This window comes from Enterobacter sp. 22499, assembly GCF_052044815.1.
GTDB classification, from domain to species: Bacteria; Pseudomonadota; Gammaproteobacteria; order Enterobacterales; family Enterobacteriaceae; genus Enterobacter; species Enterobacter bugandensis.
Genome location: NZ_JBQENR010000011.1, coordinates 49,510 through 68,731, shown reverse-complemented (window position 1 = coordinate 68,731; position 19,222 = coordinate 49,510). Strand labels below are relative to the sequence as shown.

The following is a 19,222-nucleotide window of genomic DNA, read 5'->3' as shown; positions in this document are numbered from 1 at the left end:
GTTACGCTTTATCACTCGACGAGGGGGATGATTCGGAAACGGGCGCGGCGGGTTTCGCTTCAGCCGCTTTTACAACCGGCTCTTCCGGCTGCGCCTGTTTTTTCAGTTCAGTTTCCTGCGGCGTTTGTTCAGGCGCTGCGGCCTGGTGCTCCGCACTCGCTGGCGTCACGCCCTCACGCTGCACTTCGCTGCCCTTCACCACCGGGTTATGAATAGTGTTCGCTTCATCACTCGCTTTTTCAGGATCGTTAACGCTGTAAGAGCGCTTCATGGATTCCGCCGCTTCGCGCAGCTCATCCATTGAGGCTTTCAGTTCCGGCGTCAGGTTATCCATGCTCGCCTTCTCAACCTTTTTCAGGCTTTCCTGAAACTCCTGCAGCTTAAGTTCCTGCGCCAGCTCGTTCTGAACGGTCGAAGCCAGCGATCTTAGCGCTCGAACCCAGCCCACGACGGTTTTCACCGCTACCGGCAGACGCTGCGGTCCCAGCACGATCAGACCAATTACAAAGACCAGCAGCAGCTCACTAAAACCAATGTCGAACACGACTTACACCTGCTCTTTATCGTGGCGTTTAGCGTCTTCCTTTTTGGCATCTTCTTGCTTATCGGAGATGGATTTAGCAGTAAAGTCAGCGTCCTGGCTGGTTTTATCCTGCTTGCTCTCATCATCGCTCATTGCTTTCTTGAAGCCTTTGATAGACGCGCCCAGATCGGAACCAATAGAACCGAGCTTTTTGGTGCCAAACAGCAGCACAACGATGACGGCAATAATGACTAATTGCCAGATACTGATACCACCCATACATATTCCTCAGGGATAGATGATTAATTGGTCAGGTCGCATTATACGTATGCGACCTGTCGATGGCGATGCAAACTCAGCGCGTTTTTCTCCATCCTGCAAGCCAGACAACAACCCCGCCAGCCATCAGCCAGGCGGGCATCATCTGCCAGTCAGGACGGTTGATCAGCAGCAACGTACCGCTCAGCAGCAGCGTTGCGCCAATGCCAAAGAGGTAGCGTGACTGTCCCTGGCGCACACGGCTGGACTGAAGCTCGCGGGCGATTTTATCCATGCTGTGCTGAAGATTCTTGCTCTGACGCAAACTGTCGTAAACCAGTTCAGGAATTTCAGGCATTTTTTCGATCCAGAACGGTCCTTTCTCTTTCAGCGAACGCACCAGCGCTGGAAGGCCAACCTGATCCTTAATCCAGGATTCCAGGAAAGGTTTAGCCGTCTTCCACAAGTCTAACTGAGGATAGAGTTGTCGACCTACACCCTCAACGTAAAGTAATGTTTTCTGAAGTAAAACTAACTGTGGCTGAACTTCCATATTAAAGCGGCGGGCCGTATTGAACAGGTTTAACAGCACGTGTCCAAAAGAGATCTCTGCCAGCGGTTTTTCAAAAATCGGTTCGCAAACGGTACGGATAGCAAACTCGAACTCTTCGACGTTGGTGTCTGGCGGAACCCAGCCGGAATCCACATGCAGCTCGGCCACCTTACGGTAGTCGCGGTTGAAGAAGGCGATGAAGTTCTCAGCCAGATAACGTTTATCTTCTTTATTCAGCGAGCCCACAATTCCGCAGTCGATACCGATGTATTTCGGATCCTCAGGATGCTCATAGCTCACGAAGATATTGCCCGGATGCATGTCCGCATGGAAAAAACTGTCGCGGAATACCTGGGTAAAGAAGACCTGCACGCCACGTTCGGCCAGCAGCTTCATGTTCGTTCCCTGCTTCTCCAGGGCCACCACATCCGAAACCGGAATACCGTAGATGCGCTCCATGACCATCATGTTCTGGCTGCAATAGTCAGAATAGACTTCAGGCACGTAGAGCATCGGGCTGTTTTCAAAATTGCGGCGCAGCTGAATGGCGTTTGCCGATTCACGCAGCAGATTAAGCTCATCAATCAGCGTTTTTTCATATTCCCGCACCACTTCCATCGGGCGCAGTCGACGGCCGTCCGGCAGCAGACGCGGAACCCAGCGCGCCAGACGATAAATTAGCTTCATGTCGGCTTTGATAATCGGCAGGATATCCGGGCGGATCACCTTGATCACCACCTCTTTGCCGTTCTCTTTCAGACGCGCAGTATGCACCTGAGCGATAGAAGCCGACGCCAGCGGTTCTATTTCGAAATCGTCAAACCAGGTTTCAACGGGAAGGTTACCCATCGCCTCCTCGATCTGTTTCTTCGCTCTCACCCCGTCAAACGGGGCGACACGGTCCTGCAGCATCGCCAGTTCATCGGCAATGTGCGGCGGGAAGAGATCGCGGCGGGTTGAGAGCATCTGTCCGAACTTAATCCATACCGGGCCGAGCTCCTGCAGCGCCAGACGCAGGCGTTCACCCAGCGGCTGACCTTTATGGCGATTTGGCATCCAGAACAGCGTCCGCCGCCAGATCCTGAGCGGCAGCGTGATACGCATTTTGGGGATGAGCTCGTCGAGCCCGTAACTCAAAAAGGTGTGGATGATAAAATAGAGGCGCCGAATTTCACCAGGCGTCATTTGCCCTCCAGTTTTTCCAGCCGTTTGCTTAGGGCATCAACCGCACGTTCAACCGCGGCCGTCTCTTCTGCGAACCACGCAACTTCCAGCGGCCCGGGCGCCATGCGCCACTCTTCGGTCAGCACTTCTGCGGCATAACGCTGTTGGCGTTGCAGATTTTTGCGCAGGAACGCCGTGCCGCCATGAATAACTTTCCCGATCCCTTCAGCGGCGATGTCGCCAATAAAAGGCGCCAGCAGCTCTGCCGGGTCAAACTCAGCCAGATCGCTGAGCGCAACGAAGTTCTGCACGACCTGGATGTCGCCTTCCACTTCCAGCTCACCGCTGCGGATAAGCGCCGTTAATTGCTGGCGATCGCGCAGTTTTGGCAGCACGCTCATATGGGTAATGACCGAGCAATCAGCTTCACCTTCCCACTCACCCAGAACGTCAAGCTGACGTTCGCTGAAAACCAGCACGAGCGGCGTCGAGAACTCTTTTAACACAATGCGCAGTACCTTCCCGTTTAGCCTCTGACGTGCGGCTTTCAGCGCCGGAGCGCGATACAGGAAGGCATTCAGCACATTCTCGATGCCTGCGGTGACTAAGGGTTTAAAGGGCACGGGACACCTCCACTCAGAATTTGTAACCGCGATGCAGCGCGACGACACCCGCCGTCATGTTGAAGTACTCAACGTTCTCAAATTCCGCATCCTGCATCATGGCTTTTAAGGTGTCCTGATCCGGATGCATGCGAATTGATTCCGCCAGATAGCGATAGCTTTCCGCGTCGTTTGCCACCAGTTCGCCAATACGCGGCAGCACGTGGAAGGAATATGCGTCGTAGGCTTTGCTCAGCGGGTCGATAATCGGTTTAGAGAACTCGAGCACCAGCAGGCGTCCACCCGGCTTCAGCACGCGGTACATGGAGCGCAGCGCTTTTTCTTTATCAGTGACGTTACGCAGACCGAAGGAAATCGTGATGCAGTCAAAAGTATTGTCCGGGAACGGCAGCGCTTCGGCGTTGGCCTGCACGTATTCCACGTTACCCACCACGCCGATGTTACGCAGCTTTTCGCGTCCCATTTTAAGCATGGAGTCATTAATATCAGCCAGTACAACGCGACCGGTTTCGCCCACCAGACGGGAGAATTTCGCCGTCAGATCGCCCGTACCGCCAGCCAGATCGAGAACCGTTTGTCCACGACGCACACCGCTGCAGTCGATGGTGAAGCGCTTCCACAAGCGATGAATGCCGAACGACATCAAGTCATTCATCACATCGTACTTCGCCGCCACGGAATGAAATACGTGGGCCACCATGTCAGCTTTCTGCGCTTTGGCTACAGTCTGAAAGCCAAAGTGCGTCGTGTCTTGTGAATCGTCAACCATTTCAGAGCCTGCTAATCAGTCAAATGTTCGTGAAGTGTAACAGATTGGGCGCAATTGCCCTACGATTCAACCACCGCGAAAGAAACGCGCTGGCTGCTCGTCTGGCGATAAATCCGGCGCTAAATCGTTGTCCTGGCTGGGTGAATTTTGTTCATCCCCGCCCTCACGCAGTCGGAACTCTTCGTCCTGGGCTGTGGCCTGTTCGACCAATTCCGGATTAATCTCGCGTTTAACCTCCACTCCCAGGCTGCGGAATGCTTCAGCCTGCGCAAGCAGGTTGCCACGCCCGGAGGAGAGCTTTTTCATCGCCTGGCGGTAGTTATCCTGCGCACGATCCAGGCTTTGCCCGACGGAGGACATATCGTCCACGAAGAGGCGCATTTTGTCGTACAGCTTGCTGGCGCGGTCGGCAATCTGCTGCGCGTTACGGCTCTGGTGCTCATAGCGCCACAGGTTCGCAATGGTGCGTAAGGCCACCAGCAGCGTGGTGGGGCTGACCAGCATAATGTTATTTTTCAGCGCTTCGGTGATCAGTTCGGGCTGTCTGTCGAGCGCCAGCAAAAACGCGGGTTCGACCGGGATAAACATCAGCACGTAGTCCAGCGAGCGCAGCCCCGGCAGTTGCTGATAATCCTTTCTACCCAGCAGGCGGATATGGTTACGCACGGAGGCAATGTGCTCCTGCAGCGCCGATTCGCGCGTATAGTCATCTTCAGCGTTGAAGTAGCGCTCATAGGCCACCAGCGTCATTTTGGCGTCAATGACCACATCTTTGCCCTGCGGCAGACGCACAATCACATCCGGCTGCATTCGCGAGCGGGCATCGTTTTCGATACTCACCTGCGTTTCGTATTCATACCCTTCCCGCAGGCCAGAGGCCTCCAGCACGCGGGTGAGCACCACTTCCCCCCAGTTACCCTGGGTTTTGTTATCGCCTTTCAGCGCCCGCGTCAGGTTGACCGCCTCCTGCGCCATCTGGGCATTCAGCTGTTGAAGATTGCGGATCTCATGCGCCAGCGTGTGGCGTTCGCGGGCTTCCTGACCAAAGCTGTCCTGTACCTGACGGCGAAAGCCATCCAGCTGTTCGCGCAGCGGCGTCAGCAGGCTGTTCAGGCTCTGGCGATTTTGCTCATCAACGCGGCGGTTGCTGTGCTCGAAAATGCGGTTGGCGAGGTTCTCGAACTGCTCGCTGAGGCGCTGCTCGCTGTTGATCATCTGGCGGATTTTGTCTTCGGCATGCAGCTGGGTGGATTCAAGGCGGGTAGTCACTTCACGGAGATCGGCCTCCAGCGAGGTGTTGATGTCGCGCAGGTTACGCAGTTCGTTATTGAGCAGTTCACACTCGTCGCGCCAGTGGTCGCTTAGGGCAAGCTGCTGTTTTGCGGCGCTTAAATCGGCGACGATCTCTTCGCGTTCAGCCAGTTGTTCGGCCTTCTGCTGTGCATGCTGATAGCTGGATATCAGCCAGCCTATCGCCACGCCCGCCAGCGCAATTACCGCATAAATAAGGATTGAGATATCCACAATGCCCCCTGCATCAACGTATTACCCGCACAAAATAAGATTGTGCTGTATAAACGTCCAGTTTGAAAGGGTTTTCCTGCGAGGCGCTACGCAAAAAATAAAGGCCGAACGCGTCGGCCTTTTATCTCAGAGAGGAGGACTAGATCAGGCGGCGAGCCGCTTCAACCACGATTTTCACCGCGTGACTTTCGGTCTGCTTCATGGTTTCGGCGTTCGGGATCTCCTGCTGGGTACGGTTGACGATAACACCCGCCACCATACCGGCACGCAGACCCTGGCTTGCGCACATGGTCAGCAGCGTTGCGGATTCCATCTCGTAGTTCATCACGCCCATGGATTGCCACTCTTCCATTGAGCCTTTGAAGCGGCTCACTACGCGGCCTGAGAAGGTGTCGTAACGCTCCTGGCCCGGATAGAAGGTATCAGAAGAGGCAGTTACGCCCACATGAGTGGTTGCGCCCACGGATTTCGCCGCTTCAACCAGCGCGGTGGTGCACTCGAAGTCAGCCACTGCCGGGAATTCCATCGGTGCAAAGTGCAGGCTTGCGCCGTCCAGACGCACGGATGCGGTCGTCACCAGCACGTCGCCGACGTTAATGTGCGGCTGAATCGCGCCGGTGGTGCCGATACGCAGGAAAGTACGAATGCCCAGCTGCGCCAGCTCTTCCACGGCAATAGAGGTAGACGGGCCACCGATACCGGTAGAGCACACAATCACCGCTTTGCCATCCAGCTCTGCGCGCCAGGTGGTGAATTCACGATGGGCAGCCAGCTTGACCGGCTTATCCATCAGCGCGGCGATCTTTTCCACACGCTCTGGGTCGCCAGGGACGATAGCGAGCGTAGCCCCTTGTAAATCGTTTTTAGTGAGGCCGAGATGAAAAACATCAGACTTAGACATAGGTGACTCCTCTGTGGGTCGGTTAGTCAGAAGAAGTAAAACGGTACTTTACAGAAGCGGTAAGCATAATTTCGTGACGCATCTCACCATGAATGAAAATTATTGCATTGAATTTCCATCAAAAAGTGATTTACATCACATTAACAAGTTATATCGTCGGGTGCTGCACAAAAGATAGACCGTTTAAGGCACTGTGAGTTGTTAACCTGGTGTCTATATTTACCTTTGCGCTAACTCATTGGTACGGAGAATGCCATGACTGAAAAAACCGGATTTGCACCTGCTGCGGCTCCGCATGCTTCAACCATCGTCTCAACCTCAGAAGAGGCCATTACGGCGGGCGAGACCTCCATCCCCTCTCAGGGGGAAAATATGCCTGCATATCATGCGCGGCCAAAGTCAGCAGACGGCCCGCTGCCCATCGTGATTGTGGTTCAGGAGATTTTCGGCGTTCACGAACATATTCGCGACCTCTGCCGCCGCCTGGCGCTGGAGGGTTATCTGGCCGTTGCGCCAGAGCTCTACTTCCGTCAGGGCGATCCGAATGACTACAGTGATATCCCGACGCTCTTCAGCAACCTGGTCAGCAAAGTGCCGGACGCGCAGGTGCTGGCAGACCTAGACCACGTCGCCAGCTGGGCGGCGCGCAACGGCGGCGACCCGCACCGCTTAATGGTCACCGGTTTCTGCTGGGGTGGACGCATTAGCTGGCTGTATGCCGCGCATAACCCGCAGCTGAAAGCCGCCGTTGCCTGGTACGGCAAACTGGTGGGCGAAAAGACGCTGAACTCACCGAAGCATCCGGTTGATATCGCTACCGATCTCAATGCCCCGGTGTTAGGGCTATATGGTGGCCAGGATACCGGCATTCCGCTTGATACCGTCGAGACGATGCGCCACGCGCTGCGGGCGGCGAACGCGAAGGCCGAAATCGTGGTGTATCCCGATGCCGGACACGCGTTTAATGCCGATTATCGTCCGAGCTATCACGCGGAATCCGCGAAAGATGGCTGGCAGAGAATGCTGGCATGGTTTAGCCAGTACGGTGGGAAGAAAGCATAAAAAAAGCCCGGTGGCGACTGCGCCTTACCGGGCCTGCGTGTCATCAAGCCTGACGCAAATTCTGCGCCGCCTTCACCATGTTGGCGAGCGCCGCACGTGTCTCCGGCCAGCCGCGGGTTTTCAGGCCGCAGTCCGGGTTTACCCACAGGCGTTCTGCCGGGATACGCTGGGCAGCTTTCCTCAGCAGCGCTTCAATCCACTCCACGCTCGGCACGTTCGGGGAGTGAATGTCATATACGCCCGGCCCAATTTCGTTCGGGTAGTCGAACTCTTCAAACGACTCCAGCAGCTCCATGTCTGAACGCGAGGTCTCGATGGTGATCACGTCTGCATCCAGCGCGGCAATCGAATCCATGATGTCGTTAAATTCGCAGTAACACATATGGGTGTGGATCTGGGTGTCGTCCTTCGCCACTGCGGCGTTGATGCGGAATGCTTCCACGCCCCACTGCAGGTAAGCATCCCAGTCGCTGCGGCGCAGCGGTAAACCTTCGCGCAGCGCCGGTTCGTCAATCTGGATGATGCCAATCCCCGCCGCCTCCAGATCCGCCACTTCATCACGCAGCGCCAGGGCGATCTGTTTGGCGATGGTTTCACGGGTCACGTCTTCGCGCGGGAACGACCAGCAGAGAATGGTCACCGGGCCGGTCAGCATGCCTTTTACCGGCTTGTCGGTCAGGGACTGGGCGTACTTCGCCCACTCCACCGTGATCGGTTCCGGGCGGCTGACGTCGCCAATGACCACCGGCGGCTTTACGCAGCGGGAGCCGTAGCTCTGCACCCAGCCGTTCTGGGTAAAGACGAAGCCGTCCAGGTGTTCACCGAAGTATTCCACCATGTCGTTACGCTCGGCTTCGCCGTGTACCAGCACGTCCAGCCCGAGGCGTTCCTGCTCGATAATCGCCTGCTTGATGTGTTCCGCAATGCCGGTGCGGTAATGATTCGCGTCCAGATTGCCCTTTTTGAAGTCCAGACGCAGGCCGCGGATCTCGGTAGTTTGCGGGAATGAACCGATGGTCGTGGTCGGCCACGCGGGAAGATTGAAGCGGGCGCGCTGGGCTTCGGCACGTACCTCGTACGGGCTCTGACGCTGGCTGTCCCGGGCGGTGATGGCCGCCAGACGTTTTTCTACCGCCGGGTTGTGCACGCGAGCCGAGTGACGACGCGCCTGAATCGGTGCGCTCCAGTCGGTAATCGCCGCCGTGTCGCCGCTGTTGAGCGCGTCGCGCAGCAGTGCCAGCTCTTCACATTTTTGCAGGGCGAAGGCAAACCAGCTTTTCACTTCAGGGTCGAGACGGGTCTCCACGCTCAGATCGATCGGACTGTGCAGCAGCGAGCAAGATGAAGCCACCCATAGCTCACGTTTGCCGACGATGTCTTTAATTTGGGCGTATTTCTCGGTCAGATCTGCGCGCCAGACGTTACGGCCGTTGACCAGACCGGCGGAGAGCAACCACTCCTCAGGCAGGCGCTTGTGCAGCTCTGCGACATCGTCCTTACCGTGAACCAGGTCAACGTGCAAGCCCTGAACCGGCAGCGCGGTGATAGTGCCGAGGTTCGGCGTCACGCCCTCGAAATAGGTGGTCAGCAGCAGCTTCACCTGTCCGGCGAGCGCGTCATACGCCGGTTTGAAGGCATCGAGCCACTCCTGCGGCAGCTCCAGCACCAGCGCGGGTTCGTCGATTTGCACCCACTGAATGCCGCGCTTGCCCAGCTCAATCAGCACCTGCTTATAGACCGGCAGAATATCGTTCAGCAGGCTGAGGCGGTCAAATTGTTCGCCCTTCACTTTACCCAGCCACAGGTAGGTTACCGGCCCCAGCAATACGGGCTTCACCTGGTGGCCCAGCGCCAGCGCTTCATCCACTTCGTCCAGAAGTTGCGTCCAGGTCAGCGTAAACTGCTGACCTTTGACGAACTCCGGCACCATATAGTGATAGTTGGTGTTAAACCACTTGGTCATTTCCGCCGCTGCCGCTGGCTCACCCGTTGGCGCGCGGCCACGGCCGATGCGGAACAGGGTGTCGATATCCACCGATCCATCTTTGTTCTGATGACGAGCCGGCACGTTGCCCAGCAGCAGGCTGGTCGTCAGAACATGGTCGTACCAGGCGAAATCGCCCACCGGCAGCAGGTCAATGCCCGCCTGTTTTTGCTGATCCCAGTGACGGGCACGCAGCTCCCGCCCCACCGCCAGGAGTTCTTCACGGGTGGCGTTGCCCGCCCAGTAGCTTTCTTGCGCTTTTTTCAGCTCGCGACGCAGGCCAACGCGAGGAAAACCGAGAGTGTGAGTGCGGATTGTCATGGTATGCCCCTTGTGAAATTTGTTATTTAGACGTCCAGATGTTTACACATCTATAATTGGCAGGTACTGTATATTCCTCAAGCGCAAAATGTTCATGGCGGAGTGAAGGACTTTCATGATCGAGATTAAACACCTGAAAACGCTACAAGCGTTGCGGAACTGCGGTTCGCTCGCGGCGGCGGCGGCCACGCTGCACCAGACCCAGTCCGCCCTTTCTCACCAGTTCAGCGATCTGGAACAACGCCTCGGATTTCGTCTTTTTGTGCGTAAGAGCCAGCCTTTGCGCTTTACGCCGCAGGGTGAAATTCTTCTTCAACTGGCGAATCAGGTACTGCCGCAGATCGCCAGCGCGCTGCAGGCGTGTAACGAGCCGCAGCAGACCAAACTGCGGATCGCCATTGAGTGCCACAGCTGTATTCAGTGGCTGACCCCCGCGCTTGAGAACTTCCGCCAGAAGTGGCCGCAAGTGGAAATGGACTTTAAATCCGGCGTGACGTTCGACCCGCAGCCCTCGCTCCAGCAGGGCGAGCTGGATCTGGTGATGACGTCCGACATCCTGCCGCGCAGCGGCCTGCACTATTCGCCGATGTTTGATTTTGAGGTGCGTCTGGTGCTGGCGCCGGACCATCCGCTGGCGGCCAAAACGCGCATTACGCCGGAAGATCTGGCGACAGAAACGCTGCTGATTTACCCGGTTCAGCGCAGCCGCCTGGATATCTGGCGTCATTTCCTGCAGCCGGCAGGCATCAGCCCGCAGCTGAAAAGCGTGGATAACACCCTGCTGCTGATCCAGATGGTGGCGGCCAGCATGGGTATCGCGGCGCTGCCGCACTGGGTGGTGGAGAGCTTTGAACGCCAGGGTCTGGTGGTCACCAAAACCCTGGGGGAAGGACTGTGGAGCCGGCTGTACGCCGCCGTGCGCGATGGCGAGCAGCGTCAGCCGGTTACGGAGGCGTTTATTCGCTCAGCGCGGAACCACGCGTGCGACCATCTTCCGTTTGTGCGGAGCGCGGAGCGACCCAGCGGCGATGGACCCACAGTGAAGCCAGGATCACCGCCCCCCCAATAAGGAAGCTCGGCCAGTGCGGCTGTTCCTGCCAGATGGCAAGGTTCACCAGCAGCCCCGCCGGGACGTGCACGTTGTTCATGATCCCCAGCGTACCGGCGTCTACCTGCGTAGCGCCGTAGTTCCACATAAAGTACCCCAGCCCCGATGCCACCACGCCTAGCCAGACCAGAACGCTCCACTGCACGGTGGTGGTCGGCAGCTTTTGCGGGTTGCCGAGCATAAACCACGCCGCCACCGCGACGATCGCCGCGCCCATATAGAACCACGCAAACGCGTTGTGCTGCGGCATCGGGCGGGTTTCCATCAGGCGCTTGTAGCCCACCATACCAATGGCAAAGCTGATGTTGGCAAGCTGGACGAACATCAGCCCTGTCCAGAAGTGATCGCTCACTTTGTCGTAGCGAATGATCGCCGCGCCAATAACCGCCAGCGCGGCGCTTAGCAGATATCCCCAGCGCAGACGGCGCCTGCTGAGCAGATCGTAAATCAGCGTGATATAGAGCGGCGTCAGCACGGTAAAGAGCAGGAATTCGGAGACGGACAGGTAGACGTAAGCCCGGAAGCTGAACAGATACATGATGCCAAGCTGCATCGCCCCCACCAGCATGTACAGCAGAATGGTTTTCAGCGATTGCCCGCGCGTGCGCAGGAACGGCAGGAACACCAGCGCCGCCAGCCCCACGCGCATCAGCACCGAGAAGTAGCTGTCGACCGAACCGGCAAGGTATTCGCCAATCAGGCTAAAGGAGAAGGCCCACAGGATAGTGGTGATAATGAGTAGCGCCACAATGCTTGTCTCTCAGAAAGAAGGACAGGCATTGTAGCGAACTCTTTAGTTGACAACTGAACAATAAACAACCAAATGAAGATTATTCAAGGAACAGTTTGCGCAGGTATTTCGGTACCGCGTTGTCTGCGTTGGTGCCGATGACTTCCAGTTCCGGATGCAGGTCCTTCAGGCGCTGGTGCGCGTTTTCCATGATGCAGCCTTTGCCCGCCATAGAGAGCATCTCGGCGTCGTTCATGCCGTCGCCAAAGGCGATACAGTCTTTAAGCGCGAAGCCCAGACGTTTCGCAACCGCTTCGAGCGCGTGACCTTTAGAAACGCCGCCCGCCATCACTTCCAGACAGGTCAGGGTGGAGAAGCTCACGTTGACGCGATCGCCCCAGCGGGCGTTGATCGCCTGCTCAAGCGGCAGCAGCTCTTCGTGGCTGTCGCAGGTGAAGAACACCTTGCTGATCCCCTCTGGATCCAGCAGGCCCGGCTCATACAGGGAGTAGTTGAATACCGCTTCCTTGAAGAAACGCATTTCATCCGGGCGGTGGCGGTTCATGAACCATTCGTCGTCACGGTATACGTTGGTGACGATAGCCGGATTGTTATGCACCACGCCGAAGAGATCGGCAGCAATATCGCGATCCAGGTTATGGGTGAAGATCAGGTTGCCGTCGGTATCATGCACGCGCGCACCGTTGGAGGTGATCATGTACGACTTGATCTCCAGATTATCGCGGATCTGCCCCACGTCCACGTGGTGGCGGCCGGTAGCGAACACAAAGTTCACGCCACGGGCGGTCAGAAGCTTTAAGGTCTCTTTCGCATAAGGCGACAGGGTGTGGTCGGGGGAAAGCAGCGTGCCATCTAAATCAGATGCAACAACCTGGTACATAGGAAAATTTAACCTCAATAGAAAATCAGTTATGCCGGTCGAAAAACTCGACGATGGCGTTAAGCGCGACTGAGCGCATAGCGTCCTTTTCAAAAAGGATCTCATGGTACGCGCCGTTGATGACCAGCGGTTTCCCCCCTTCACAAGGGTGACCGGCGGCAGCGCGCAGTTCACAATAGCGGTCATGCATGCGGTTATCCACCACACGCTCTTCTTCCGCCTGAATCAGAAGCGTCGGCGTGTCATCATCGCCTACGCCTGCCAGCACCTGCTCACCGGCCAGAATACCCTCACGCACCCAGTGCCAGGTCGGGCCGCCGACGCGCAAGCGCGGTTCATCGGCATAAAAGCGCAGGTTGCGGCGATAGCGCTGCCGACTGTGGGTTAAGACGTTGATGGCGAACGGCAATGCGCGCCAGCGTCCGGTTCCGATGGCATAGCCTTCACGAATGCGCTGATGGCCCTCAGCCCAGTCGAGAAGATGGCGCACCATCCAGTCGGGAAAACGAATGACAATACCGTACATCGGCGCGGTGAGCGCAATGGCGTTGCACTGGTGCTCATACCGCTGCAAAAACAGCGTCGAAATGGCGCCGCCCATGGAGTGCGCAAGGATGTACCGCTTGCGCCAGGGGCCGGGCTGAACTTCCTGCTGCCAGAACGCGGCAAAATCGTCGACATAATCGCTGAAGTGATCCACATGCCCGCGGTGCGTATCCGGCAGCATGCGCCCGGACAGCCCCTGTCCACGGTGGTCGATGATCAGCACGTCAAACCCCATGTTGACCAGGTCGTAGGCCAGTTCGGCATACTTAACGTAGCTTTCGATACGCCCGGGGCAGACCACGATCACCCGGTCATTTTTTTCATTGCGGAAGCGAACGAAGCGCACCGGGATGCCACCGACGCCCGTAAACTCGTCTTCCTCACGCTGCCGCCAGAAATCGGTCAGCGGCCCCATTGAGAAAGCAGCAAACGCGTTTTCTCGTGTTTCCCAGTCCTTTTTCTGCTGAAACATTGGGTTTCCACTCACGTAATCCAGGGAATATCGTTTTTTTTCGTCACTGGTCACAAAATGACTCAACAATAGCGTATTGTGGCATAAAAATAGACGGTTCGGGAGCTTCAAATGACCTTCGAGTGGTGGTTCGCCTACCTGCTGACATCCATTATCCTTAGCCTTTCGCCCGGCTCTGGCGCCATTAACACTATGACCACTTCCATCAACCACGGCTATCGCGGTGCGGCGGCGTCCATTGCCGGTTTACAGACCGGGCTCGGCATTCATATTGTGCTGGTGGGGATTGGTCTGGGGACGCTGTTCTCTCGTTCGGTGCTGGCGTTTGAAGTGCTGAAGTGGGCCGGTGCGGCGTATCTGATTTGGCTCGGTATCCAGCAGTGGCGCGCGGCAGGCTCGATTGACCTGAATACGCTCTCCAGGACGCAAACGCGCGGCCACCTGTTTAAGCGCGCGGTGTTCGTGAACCTGACGAACCCGAAAAGCATTGTGTTCCTCGCCGCCCTGTTCCCACAGTTTATCGTGCCACATCAGCCCCAGGTGATGCAGTACGTGGTGCTGGGAGCGACCACCATCATCGTCGATATCATCGTGATGATTGGTTACGCGACGCTGGCGCAGCGGATAGCGGCGTGGATTAAAGGGCCTAAGCAGATGAAGGCCCTGAATAAAGTCTTTGGTTCGCTGTTTATGCTGGTTGGCGCGCTGCTTGCGTCAGCGCGTCATGCTTAGCGAGAGATGATGAGATGAATGCCGAAGCCGGCGAACAGCGCGCCGGCAAAGCCGTCGATCCACTTCGCGATGCGCTGATAGCCGCGGCGCATCGCCGGTAAGGCGAACAGGCTGGCAACAATAGTGAACCAGGCGAACGTCTCAACAACGATCAGCAGGAAGATCCCCCAGCGCGCGCCTGCGCCGACGCTGTCACCCACAAACAGCGAGAACACGGAGCCGAAATAGATAATCGCTTTCGGGTTTGCCAGGTTAGTCAGGAGCCCTTTTACGAAGCTGCGGCCGCCCGTTGCCAGCTCTACCTTTGGCTCTTCCGGTTTTTTCTCTTCTTTCTTCAGCGCCCCGCGCAGCATCTGGTAGCCCATCCAGCACAGGTACAGCCCGCCGCCAACCATAATGATGTTATGCAGCCACGCCATCTTCGCCAGGATCAGGTTCAGACCGAGCAGCGCGACCGCCGCCCAGACCATAACGCCCATGGTAATACCGAGCACGCCCATCATCGCTTCTTTGCGGGAGCGGCTGACGGCAGTTTGCGACACGAAGAAAAAGTCTGGGCCAGGGCTCATCAGCGCAACGATGTGCACTAACGCCACGGTGAGAAATAGCATTAACATAATTAGCTCGCGGGGAAATAATTCAGTGAGTCATCATCCTGGCACTTTTTCGCCCGTCTGACTACTCCTCATCATCACCATCGGCGTGAGAGCGGATAAGCGCCATAAACTCTTTACCGAAGCGCTCCAGCTTGCGCGTCCCCACGCCGTTAACGCTGAGCATTTCGCTGGCGCTGAGCGGCATCTGCTCGGCCATCTCAATCAGCGTCGCGTCGTTGAACACCACGTATGGCGGGATGTTCTCTTCGTCAGCGATAGCTTTACGCAGCTTGCGAAGCTTGGCAAACAGCTTGCGGTCATAGTTACCGGCGTAGGATTTCTGCATCACGCGCGGCTTGAGGGCAACCACGCGCGGCACGGCGAGCTTGAGCTCAACATCACCGCGCAGCACCGGACGCGCTGCTTCGGTCAGCTGTAGCGCGGAGTGCTGGGCAATGTTCTGTGTGGCAAAGCCGAGGTGGATCAGCTGACGAATAATGCTGACCCAGTGCTCGTGGCTCTGGTCTTTACCGATGCCGTAAACCGGCAGCTTGTCGTGGCCCATGTCGCGGATACGCTGGTTATTGGCACCGCGCAGTACTTCCACCACGTAGCCCATCCCGAAGCGTTGATTCACGCGGTAAATGGTCGAGAGCGCTTTGCGCGCGTCCATCAGGCCATCGTACTGCTTTGGCGGATCCAGGCAGATATCGCAGTTGCCGCACGGCTCCTGTCGCCCCTCACCAAAGTAGTTGAGCAGCACCAGACGGCGGCAGGTTTGCGCTTCAGCGAAGGCACCCATCGCGTTGAGCTTGTGGCGCTCAATGTCCTGGAGTTGTCCCTGCGGCTTCTCTTCCAGACAGCGGCGCAGCCACGCCATATCGGCCGGATCGTAAAACAGCATCGCTTCCGCAGGCAGGCCGTCACGGCCAGCGCGGCCGGTCTCCTGATAGTAGGATTCGATATTGCGCGGAATGTCGAAATGCACCACAAAGCGCACGTTGGGCTTGTTGATCCCCATCCCGAACGCCACCGTTGCGACCACGATTTGCAGGTCGTCGCGCTGGAATTTCTCCTGCACGTCGGCGCGGATGTGGTTCTCCAGCCCGGCGTGATATGCGGCGGCGCTAAAGCCGCGATTTTGCAGACGCGCGGCGGTGTCTTCCACCTTCGCACGGCTGTTGCAGTAGATGATACCGGACTTGCCGCGCTGCTCCTGAACGTAGCGCAGGAGCTGGTCCAGCGGCTTGAATTTTTCCATCAGCATGTAGCGGATGTTCGGGCGGTCGAAGCTGCTGACCTGAATATACGGGTCGTTCAGCCCCAGCAGGCGAACGATATCCAGGCGCGTGGTGTCATCCGCCGTGGCGGTAAGCGCCATAAACGGCAGTTCAGGGAAGCGCTGACGCAGCTGGCCGAGGGCGGCATATTCCGGGCGGAAATCGTGTCCCCACTGGGAGATACAGTGCGCTTCATCCACCGCCAGCAGAACCGGGTTCCAGTGCGCCAGGTGATCGAGGAAGTTGTCCAGCATCAGGCGTTCCGGCGCGATATACAGCAGGCGGATCTGCCCGGTGCGGCACCCGGCCATCACCTCTTGCTGCTGCTCGCGGGTTTGCGTCGAGTTCAGGCAGGCCGCCGCCACGCCGTTGGCGAGCAGCTGGTCGACCTGGTCTTTCATCAGGGAAATGAGCGGGGATACCACGACCGTCAGGCCGTTCAGCACCAGCGCGGGCACCTGATAACAGAGGGATTTACCGCCGCCGGTCGGCATCACCACCAGGCAATCGCGGCCTTCCAGCACGGTTTCAATGATGGTTTCCTGGCCCGGGCGGAACTGCTGGTAGCCAAAGGTTTCATGCAAAACCTGTTTAGCCAGCGACTCCTGATTCAATACTTCCGCCTGCGCCACGTTAACCCCATTTGCGAAAAATAAAACAGGCGCTATTTTCAGCGCCTGAGAGAGAAACTTCAACGTTTAACGCAAAAACATTCGAGCAGCTTAGAGAATATCGTTCAGCATTACGCCCACGCCAACGCGAGTCTGATTGAAGTTGTAGTCGATCAGCGACTCGCCGTAGCCGCTATACACCTGGGTATAGAGACGCACGTGCTTCGTCACCGGGTAGCTCAGACCGAGCTCCGCACCGCCGTAGCCGGTGTTCCAGTTGTACTGCCCTTTCGCGCTCAGCACGGCATCACCAAGCTGGTAGCCGACCTTGAGCTGGTAGTAGCCCATATATTTGGTGATATCCGGGTTGTCATCGGTGCTGCCGAGCACATACCACGGCTTCACTTCCACCATCCAGTTACCGTTCTGCGCCATCAGGCGCGTATAGGCGCGGTTCCAGCTACGGGAGGTAGGATCGGAACGTCCGTTAGAATCATGGTTAAAGCCCACTTCGACGTCGCGCAGCGTCCAGCCAGCAAATTCATAATCCGTTGCGAAGCCGAGGAAAAGCTGCGGCTCATAGTTGGTTTCACGGAACGGTGAAGATTCCCCGCTGTTGGAGAGCTGCCACCAGGATTTCTGCGTATAAGACGCGCCGAGCACCGAGTTTGGCCCCAGAATACCGCGCCAGAACGGGAACGCGAGGCTAAGCTGGAACTTCACCTCATCCTTACGCGCATTATCAGACCAGTTATAGGAGCTTATCGCCTCTTTGTTGAGATCGCTGGTTTGGGTATAAATCACGTAGTTCGTGTCATACGGGTAGAGCGTGAACGGATTGTCATGCTCCTGCAGCATATTGGCGATAATGCTGCCCTTAACGGCAGGTTTATCATGGACTTCTTTAATCGTCGCTTCCTGCGCATATGCTGTGAGGGGCAGCGCAACCGCCGCCAGTAACCAGGCCAGATACGTCCGCATCGGTGGTGTTCTCCTGCAAAGAGTAAAATTACCTGAATAGTTATGAGGCGAACATTCTACAGACTTCTGCGATAACTGCTGCATCCTCGTTTCTGAAAGTGGAATTCCTTATTGCTGAAGCATAAAATCAACATTTCATTAACAATAAGGATGTAATGCCTCATGTCAGCCATGCTTACCGCCGAAGAAGTGTTAAAACTCGTGGGCGAGATTTTTGTTTACCATATGCCGTTTAACCGTGCACTGGGTCTTGAGCTGGAGCGTTACGAGAAGGAGTTTGCCCAGCTGAGTTTCAACAACCAGCCGATGATGGTGGGTAACTGGGCGCAAAGTATTCTGCACGGCGGGGTGATTGCCTCCGCGCTGGACGTGGCGGCAGGCCTGGTCTGCGTGGGCAGTACGCTGACGCGCCATGACACCATCAACGAAGATGAACTCCGCCAGCGTCTGGCGCGCATGGGCACCATTGATTTACGCGTCGACTATCTTCGCCCGGGGCGCGGAAACCGCTTTACCTGCACCAGCAGCCTGCTGCGTGCCGGGAATAAAGTTGCCGTTGCCCGCGTTGAGCTGCATAACGAGGAGCAGGTTTATATCGCCAGCGCAACCGCCACTTATATGGTGGGTTGAGGCGGCAAATTCGGGTAAAATTGATTCACTTTTTTGTCACGGATTTTCCCGATGGATGCTAAACAGACGCGGCAGGGCGTTTTACTCGCCCTTGCCGCTTATTTTATTTGGGGTATCGCCCCGGCGTATTTCAAATTTATCGCCTATGTTCCGGCCGACGAGATCCTCACTCACCGCGTCATCTGGTCGTTCTTCTTCATGATCGCGCTGATGAGCATCAGCCGTCAGTGGTCCGGCGTTAAAACGCTGCTGCAAACCCCTAAAAAGGTCTTCCTGCTGGCGCTTTCTGCGGTGCTGATCGGCGGCAACTGGCTGCTGTTTATCTGGGCGGTGAATAACCACCACATGCTCGAAGCGAGCCTGGGGTACTTCATTAACCCGCTGGTGAATATCGTGCTGGGGATGATTTTCCTCGGCGAACGCTTCCGCCGGATGCAGTGGGTGGCGGTGATTCTCGCCTTCTGCGGCGTGCTGGTGCAGCTGTGGACGTTTGGCTCGCTGCCGGTTATCGCCCTCGGTCTGGCGTTCAGCTTTGCTTTTTACGGCCTGGTACGTAAGAAAATTGCGGTGGAAGCGCAAACCGGGATGCTGTTTGAAACCCTGTGGCTGCTGCCGGTGGCGGCGATCTATCTGTTCGGTATCGCCGACAGCGCCACCAGCCATATGGGCAGCAACCCGTGGTCGCTGAACCTGATGCTGATGGCGGCGGGCGTAGTGACCACCATTCCGCTGCTGTGCTTCACCGGTGCGGCAACGCGCCTGCGCCTCTCCACGCTGGGCTTCTTCCAGTACATTGGCCCGACGCTGATGTTCCTGCTGGCGGTGGTGTTTTACGGCGAAGTGCCGGGTGCGGATAAGATGGTCACCTTTGCCTTTATCTGGGTGGCGCTGGCGATTTTCGTCGCCGATGCGATTTATACCCAGCGCAGAACCCGCAGAGGAATGTAGGTGTT

At 57.0% G+C, this 19,222-nt stretch carries 19 protein-coding genes; 5 read left to right on the top strand and 14 right to left on the bottom strand.

From position 1 onward, the window contains the following. Position 1: 1 nt before the first annotated feature. The 7 genes from tatB to udp all read right to left on the bottom strand — a co-directional run bounded on the left by tatB (position 2) and on the right by udp (position 6,315). Positions 2-544, bottom strand: a complete 543-nt coding sequence (tatB, locus tag ACTJI7_RS22055) for a Sec-independent protein translocase protein TatB (protein WP_063155599.1) — start codon at positions 542-544, stop codon at positions 2-4. Positions 545-547: 3 nt separating this feature from the next. Continuing rightward, a complete protein-coding gene (gene tatA / locus ACTJI7_RS22050; RefSeq protein WP_013099238.1) occupies positions 548-802 on the bottom strand; it encodes a Sec-independent protein translocase subunit TatA in 255 nt (84 codons plus the stop codon). A 76-nt stretch (positions 803-878) separates the two neighbouring features. Then, positions 879-2,519 (bottom strand): ubiquinone biosynthesis regulatory protein kinase UbiB, encoded by a 1,641-nt coding sequence (gene ubiB / locus ACTJI7_RS22045; RefSeq protein WP_028014777.1) that lies wholly within the window; start codon positions 2,517-2,519, stop codon positions 879-881. Further along, positions 2,516-3,121 carry a ubiquinone biosynthesis protein UbiJ gene (ubiJ, locus tag ACTJI7_RS22040; protein ID WP_028014778.1) on the bottom strand — a complete coding sequence of 202 codons (606 nt, stop codon included), beginning with the start codon at positions 3,119-3,121 and terminating at the stop codon, positions 2,516-2,518. Before ubiJ ends, ubiB begins: the two co-directional genes overlap by 4 nt. A gap of 13 nt (positions 3,122-3,134) precedes the next feature. Continuing rightward, positions 3,135-3,890 carry a bifunctional demethylmenaquinone methyltransferase/2-methoxy-6-polyprenyl-1,4-benzoquinol methylase UbiE gene (gene ubiE / locus ACTJI7_RS22035; RefSeq protein ID WP_028014779.1) on the bottom strand — a complete coding sequence of 252 codons (756 nt, stop codon included), beginning with the start codon at positions 3,888-3,890 and terminating at the stop codon, positions 3,135-3,137. Between the two features lie 66 nt (positions 3,891-3,956). Beyond that, on the bottom strand, positions 3,957-5,414 hold the full coding sequence (rmuC, locus tag ACTJI7_RS22030; protein ID WP_041911838.1) for a DNA recombination protein RmuC: 1,458 nt from the start codon (positions 5,412-5,414) through the stop codon (positions 3,957-3,959). Between the two features lie 139 nt (positions 5,415-5,553). Continuing rightward, positions 5,554-6,315 (bottom strand): uridine phosphorylase, encoded by a 762-nt coding sequence (udp, locus tag ACTJI7_RS22025; protein WP_003860792.1) that lies wholly within the window; start codon positions 6,313-6,315, stop codon positions 5,554-5,556. 255 nt (positions 6,316-6,570) lie between these two features. On the opposite strand from udp, the gene ACTJI7_RS22020 reads away from it, so the two are divergent. After that, positions 6,571-7,377, top strand: coding sequence for a dienelactone hydrolase family protein (locus ACTJI7_RS22020; protein WP_047366706.1), 807 nt, complete (start codon positions 6,571-6,573; stop codon positions 7,375-7,377). 43 nt (positions 7,378-7,420) lie between these two features. Here ACTJI7_RS22020 and metE read toward each other — a convergent pair whose 3' ends face one another. Beyond that, the gene (gene metE, locus ACTJI7_RS22015; protein WP_049138460.1) at positions 7,421-9,682 is read right to left on the bottom strand and encodes a 5-methyltetrahydropteroyltriglutamate--homocysteine S-methyltransferase; all 2,262 of its coding nucleotides are present in this window, start codon (positions 9,680-9,682) and stop codon (positions 7,421-7,423) included. A gap of 115 nt (positions 9,683-9,797) precedes the next feature. Here metE and metR point away from each other — a divergent pair, with 115 nt between their 5' ends. After that, positions 9,798-10,751, top strand: coding sequence for an HTH-type transcriptional regulator MetR (gene metR, locus ACTJI7_RS22010; protein WP_028014783.1), 954 nt, complete (start codon positions 9,798-9,800; stop codon positions 10,749-10,751). Here the strand turns inward: metR and ACTJI7_RS22005 are convergent. The 3 genes from ACTJI7_RS22005 to pldB all read right to left on the bottom strand — a co-directional run bounded on the left by ACTJI7_RS22005 (position 10,639) and on the right by pldB (position 13,439). Further along, positions 10,639-11,538 carry a carboxylate/amino acid/amine transporter gene (locus ACTJI7_RS22005; protein ID WP_032644934.1) on the bottom strand — a complete coding sequence of 300 codons (900 nt, stop codon included), beginning with the start codon at positions 11,536-11,538 and terminating at the stop codon, positions 10,639-10,641. The genes metR and ACTJI7_RS22005 overlap by 113 nt on opposite strands. 82 nt (positions 11,539-11,620) lie before the next feature. Further along, the gene (yigL, locus tag ACTJI7_RS22000) at positions 11,621-12,421 is read right to left on the bottom strand and encodes a sugar/pyridoxal phosphate phosphatase YigL (protein ID WP_028014784.1); all 801 of its coding nucleotides are present in this window, start codon (positions 12,419-12,421) and stop codon (positions 11,621-11,623) included. A 25-nt stretch (positions 12,422-12,446) separates the two neighbouring features. Further along, entirely contained in the window at positions 12,447-13,439 is a 993-nt protein-coding gene (gene pldB / locus ACTJI7_RS21995; protein WP_063155596.1) for a lysophospholipase L2, read from the bottom strand. 111 nt (positions 13,440-13,550) lie between these two features. On the opposite strand from pldB, the gene rhtB reads away from it, so the two are divergent. Further along, entirely contained in the window at positions 13,551-14,171 is a 621-nt protein-coding gene (rhtB, locus tag ACTJI7_RS21990; RefSeq protein ID WP_028014786.1) for a homoserine/homoserine lactone efflux protein, read from the top strand. On the opposite strand, the gene rhtC is transcribed toward rhtB, so the two are convergent. The 3 genes from rhtC to pldA form a co-directional block, all read right to left on the bottom strand. Beyond that, a complete protein-coding gene (rhtC, locus tag ACTJI7_RS21985; RefSeq protein WP_010426287.1) occupies positions 14,168-14,788 on the bottom strand; it encodes a threonine export protein RhtC in 621 nt (206 codons plus the stop codon). The genes rhtB and rhtC overlap by 4 nt on opposite strands. 61 nt (positions 14,789-14,849) lie before the next feature. Next, positions 14,850-16,679 carry an ATP-dependent DNA helicase RecQ gene (recQ, locus tag ACTJI7_RS21980; protein WP_063155595.1) on the bottom strand — a complete coding sequence of 610 codons (1,830 nt, stop codon included), beginning with the start codon at positions 16,677-16,679 and terminating at the stop codon, positions 14,850-14,852. Positions 16,680-16,769: 90 nt separating this feature from the next. Next, positions 16,770-17,639: a phospholipase A gene (pldA, locus tag ACTJI7_RS21975; protein ID WP_028014788.1), complete on the bottom strand. Its 870-nt coding sequence runs from the start codon at positions 17,637-17,639 to the stop codon at positions 16,770-16,772. 162 nt (positions 17,640-17,801) lie between these two features. Here pldA and yigI point away from each other — a divergent pair, with 162 nt between their 5' ends. Beyond that, positions 17,802-18,269: an acyl-CoA thioesterase YigI gene (yigI, locus tag ACTJI7_RS21970; RefSeq protein ID WP_028014789.1), complete on the top strand. Its 468-nt coding sequence runs from the start codon at positions 17,802-17,804 to the stop codon at positions 18,267-18,269. Between the two features lie 51 nt (positions 18,270-18,320). Further along, entirely contained in the window at positions 18,321-19,217 is an 897-nt protein-coding gene (rarD, locus tag ACTJI7_RS21965) for an EamA family transporter RarD (protein ID WP_048959726.1), read from the top strand. Positions 19,218-19,222: the final 5 nt, after the last annotated feature.

Excerpts from the sequence above, each read along its gene's own strand:
- tatA (WP_013099238.1), bottom strand. The coding sequence starts at position 802 with ATGGGTGGTATCAGTATCTGGCAATTAGTCATTATTGCCGTCATCGTT.
- ubiB (WP_028014777.1), bottom strand. The coding sequence starts at position 2,519 with ATGACGCCTGGTGAAATTCGGCGCCTCTATTTTATCATCCACACCTTT.
- ubiE (WP_028014779.1), bottom strand. The coding sequence starts at position 3,890 with ATGGTTGACGATTCACAAGACACGACGCACTTTGGCTTTCAGACTGTA.
- udp (WP_003860792.1), bottom strand. The coding sequence starts at position 6,315 with ATGTCTAAGTCTGATGTTTTTCATCTCGGCCTCACTAAAAACGATTTA.
- ACTJI7_RS22020 (WP_047366706.1), top strand. The coding sequence starts at position 6,571 with ATGACTGAAAAAACCGGATTTGCACCTGCTGCGGCTCCGCATGCTTCA.
- metE (WP_049138460.1), bottom strand. The coding sequence starts at position 9,682 with ATGACAATCCGCACTCACACTCTCGGTTTTCCTCGCGTTGGCCTGCGT.
- metR (WP_028014783.1), top strand. The coding sequence starts at position 9,798 with ATGATCGAGATTAAACACCTGAAAACGCTACAAGCGTTGCGGAACTGC.
- yigL (WP_028014784.1), bottom strand. The coding sequence starts at position 12,421 with ATGTACCAGGTTGTTGCATCTGATTTAGATGGCACGCTGCTTTCCCCC.
- pldB (WP_063155596.1), bottom strand. The coding sequence starts at position 13,439 with ATGTTTCAGCAGAAAAAGGACTGGGAAACACGAGAAAACGCGTTTGCT.
- rhtB (WP_028014786.1), top strand. The coding sequence starts at position 13,551 with ATGACCTTCGAGTGGTGGTTCGCCTACCTGCTGACATCCATTATCCTT.
- rhtC (WP_010426287.1), bottom strand. The coding sequence starts at position 14,788 with ATGTTAATGCTATTTCTCACCGTGGCGTTAGTGCACATCGTTGCGCTG.
- pldA (WP_028014788.1), bottom strand. The coding sequence starts at position 17,639 with ATGCGGACGTATCTGGCCTGGTTACTGGCGGCGGTTGCGCTGCCCCTC.
- yigI (WP_028014789.1), top strand. The coding sequence starts at position 17,802 with ATGTCAGCCATGCTTACCGCCGAAGAAGTGTTAAAACTCGTGGGCGAG.
- rarD (WP_048959726.1), top strand. The coding sequence starts at position 18,321 with ATGGATGCTAAACAGACGCGGCAGGGCGTTTTACTCGCCCTTGCCGCT.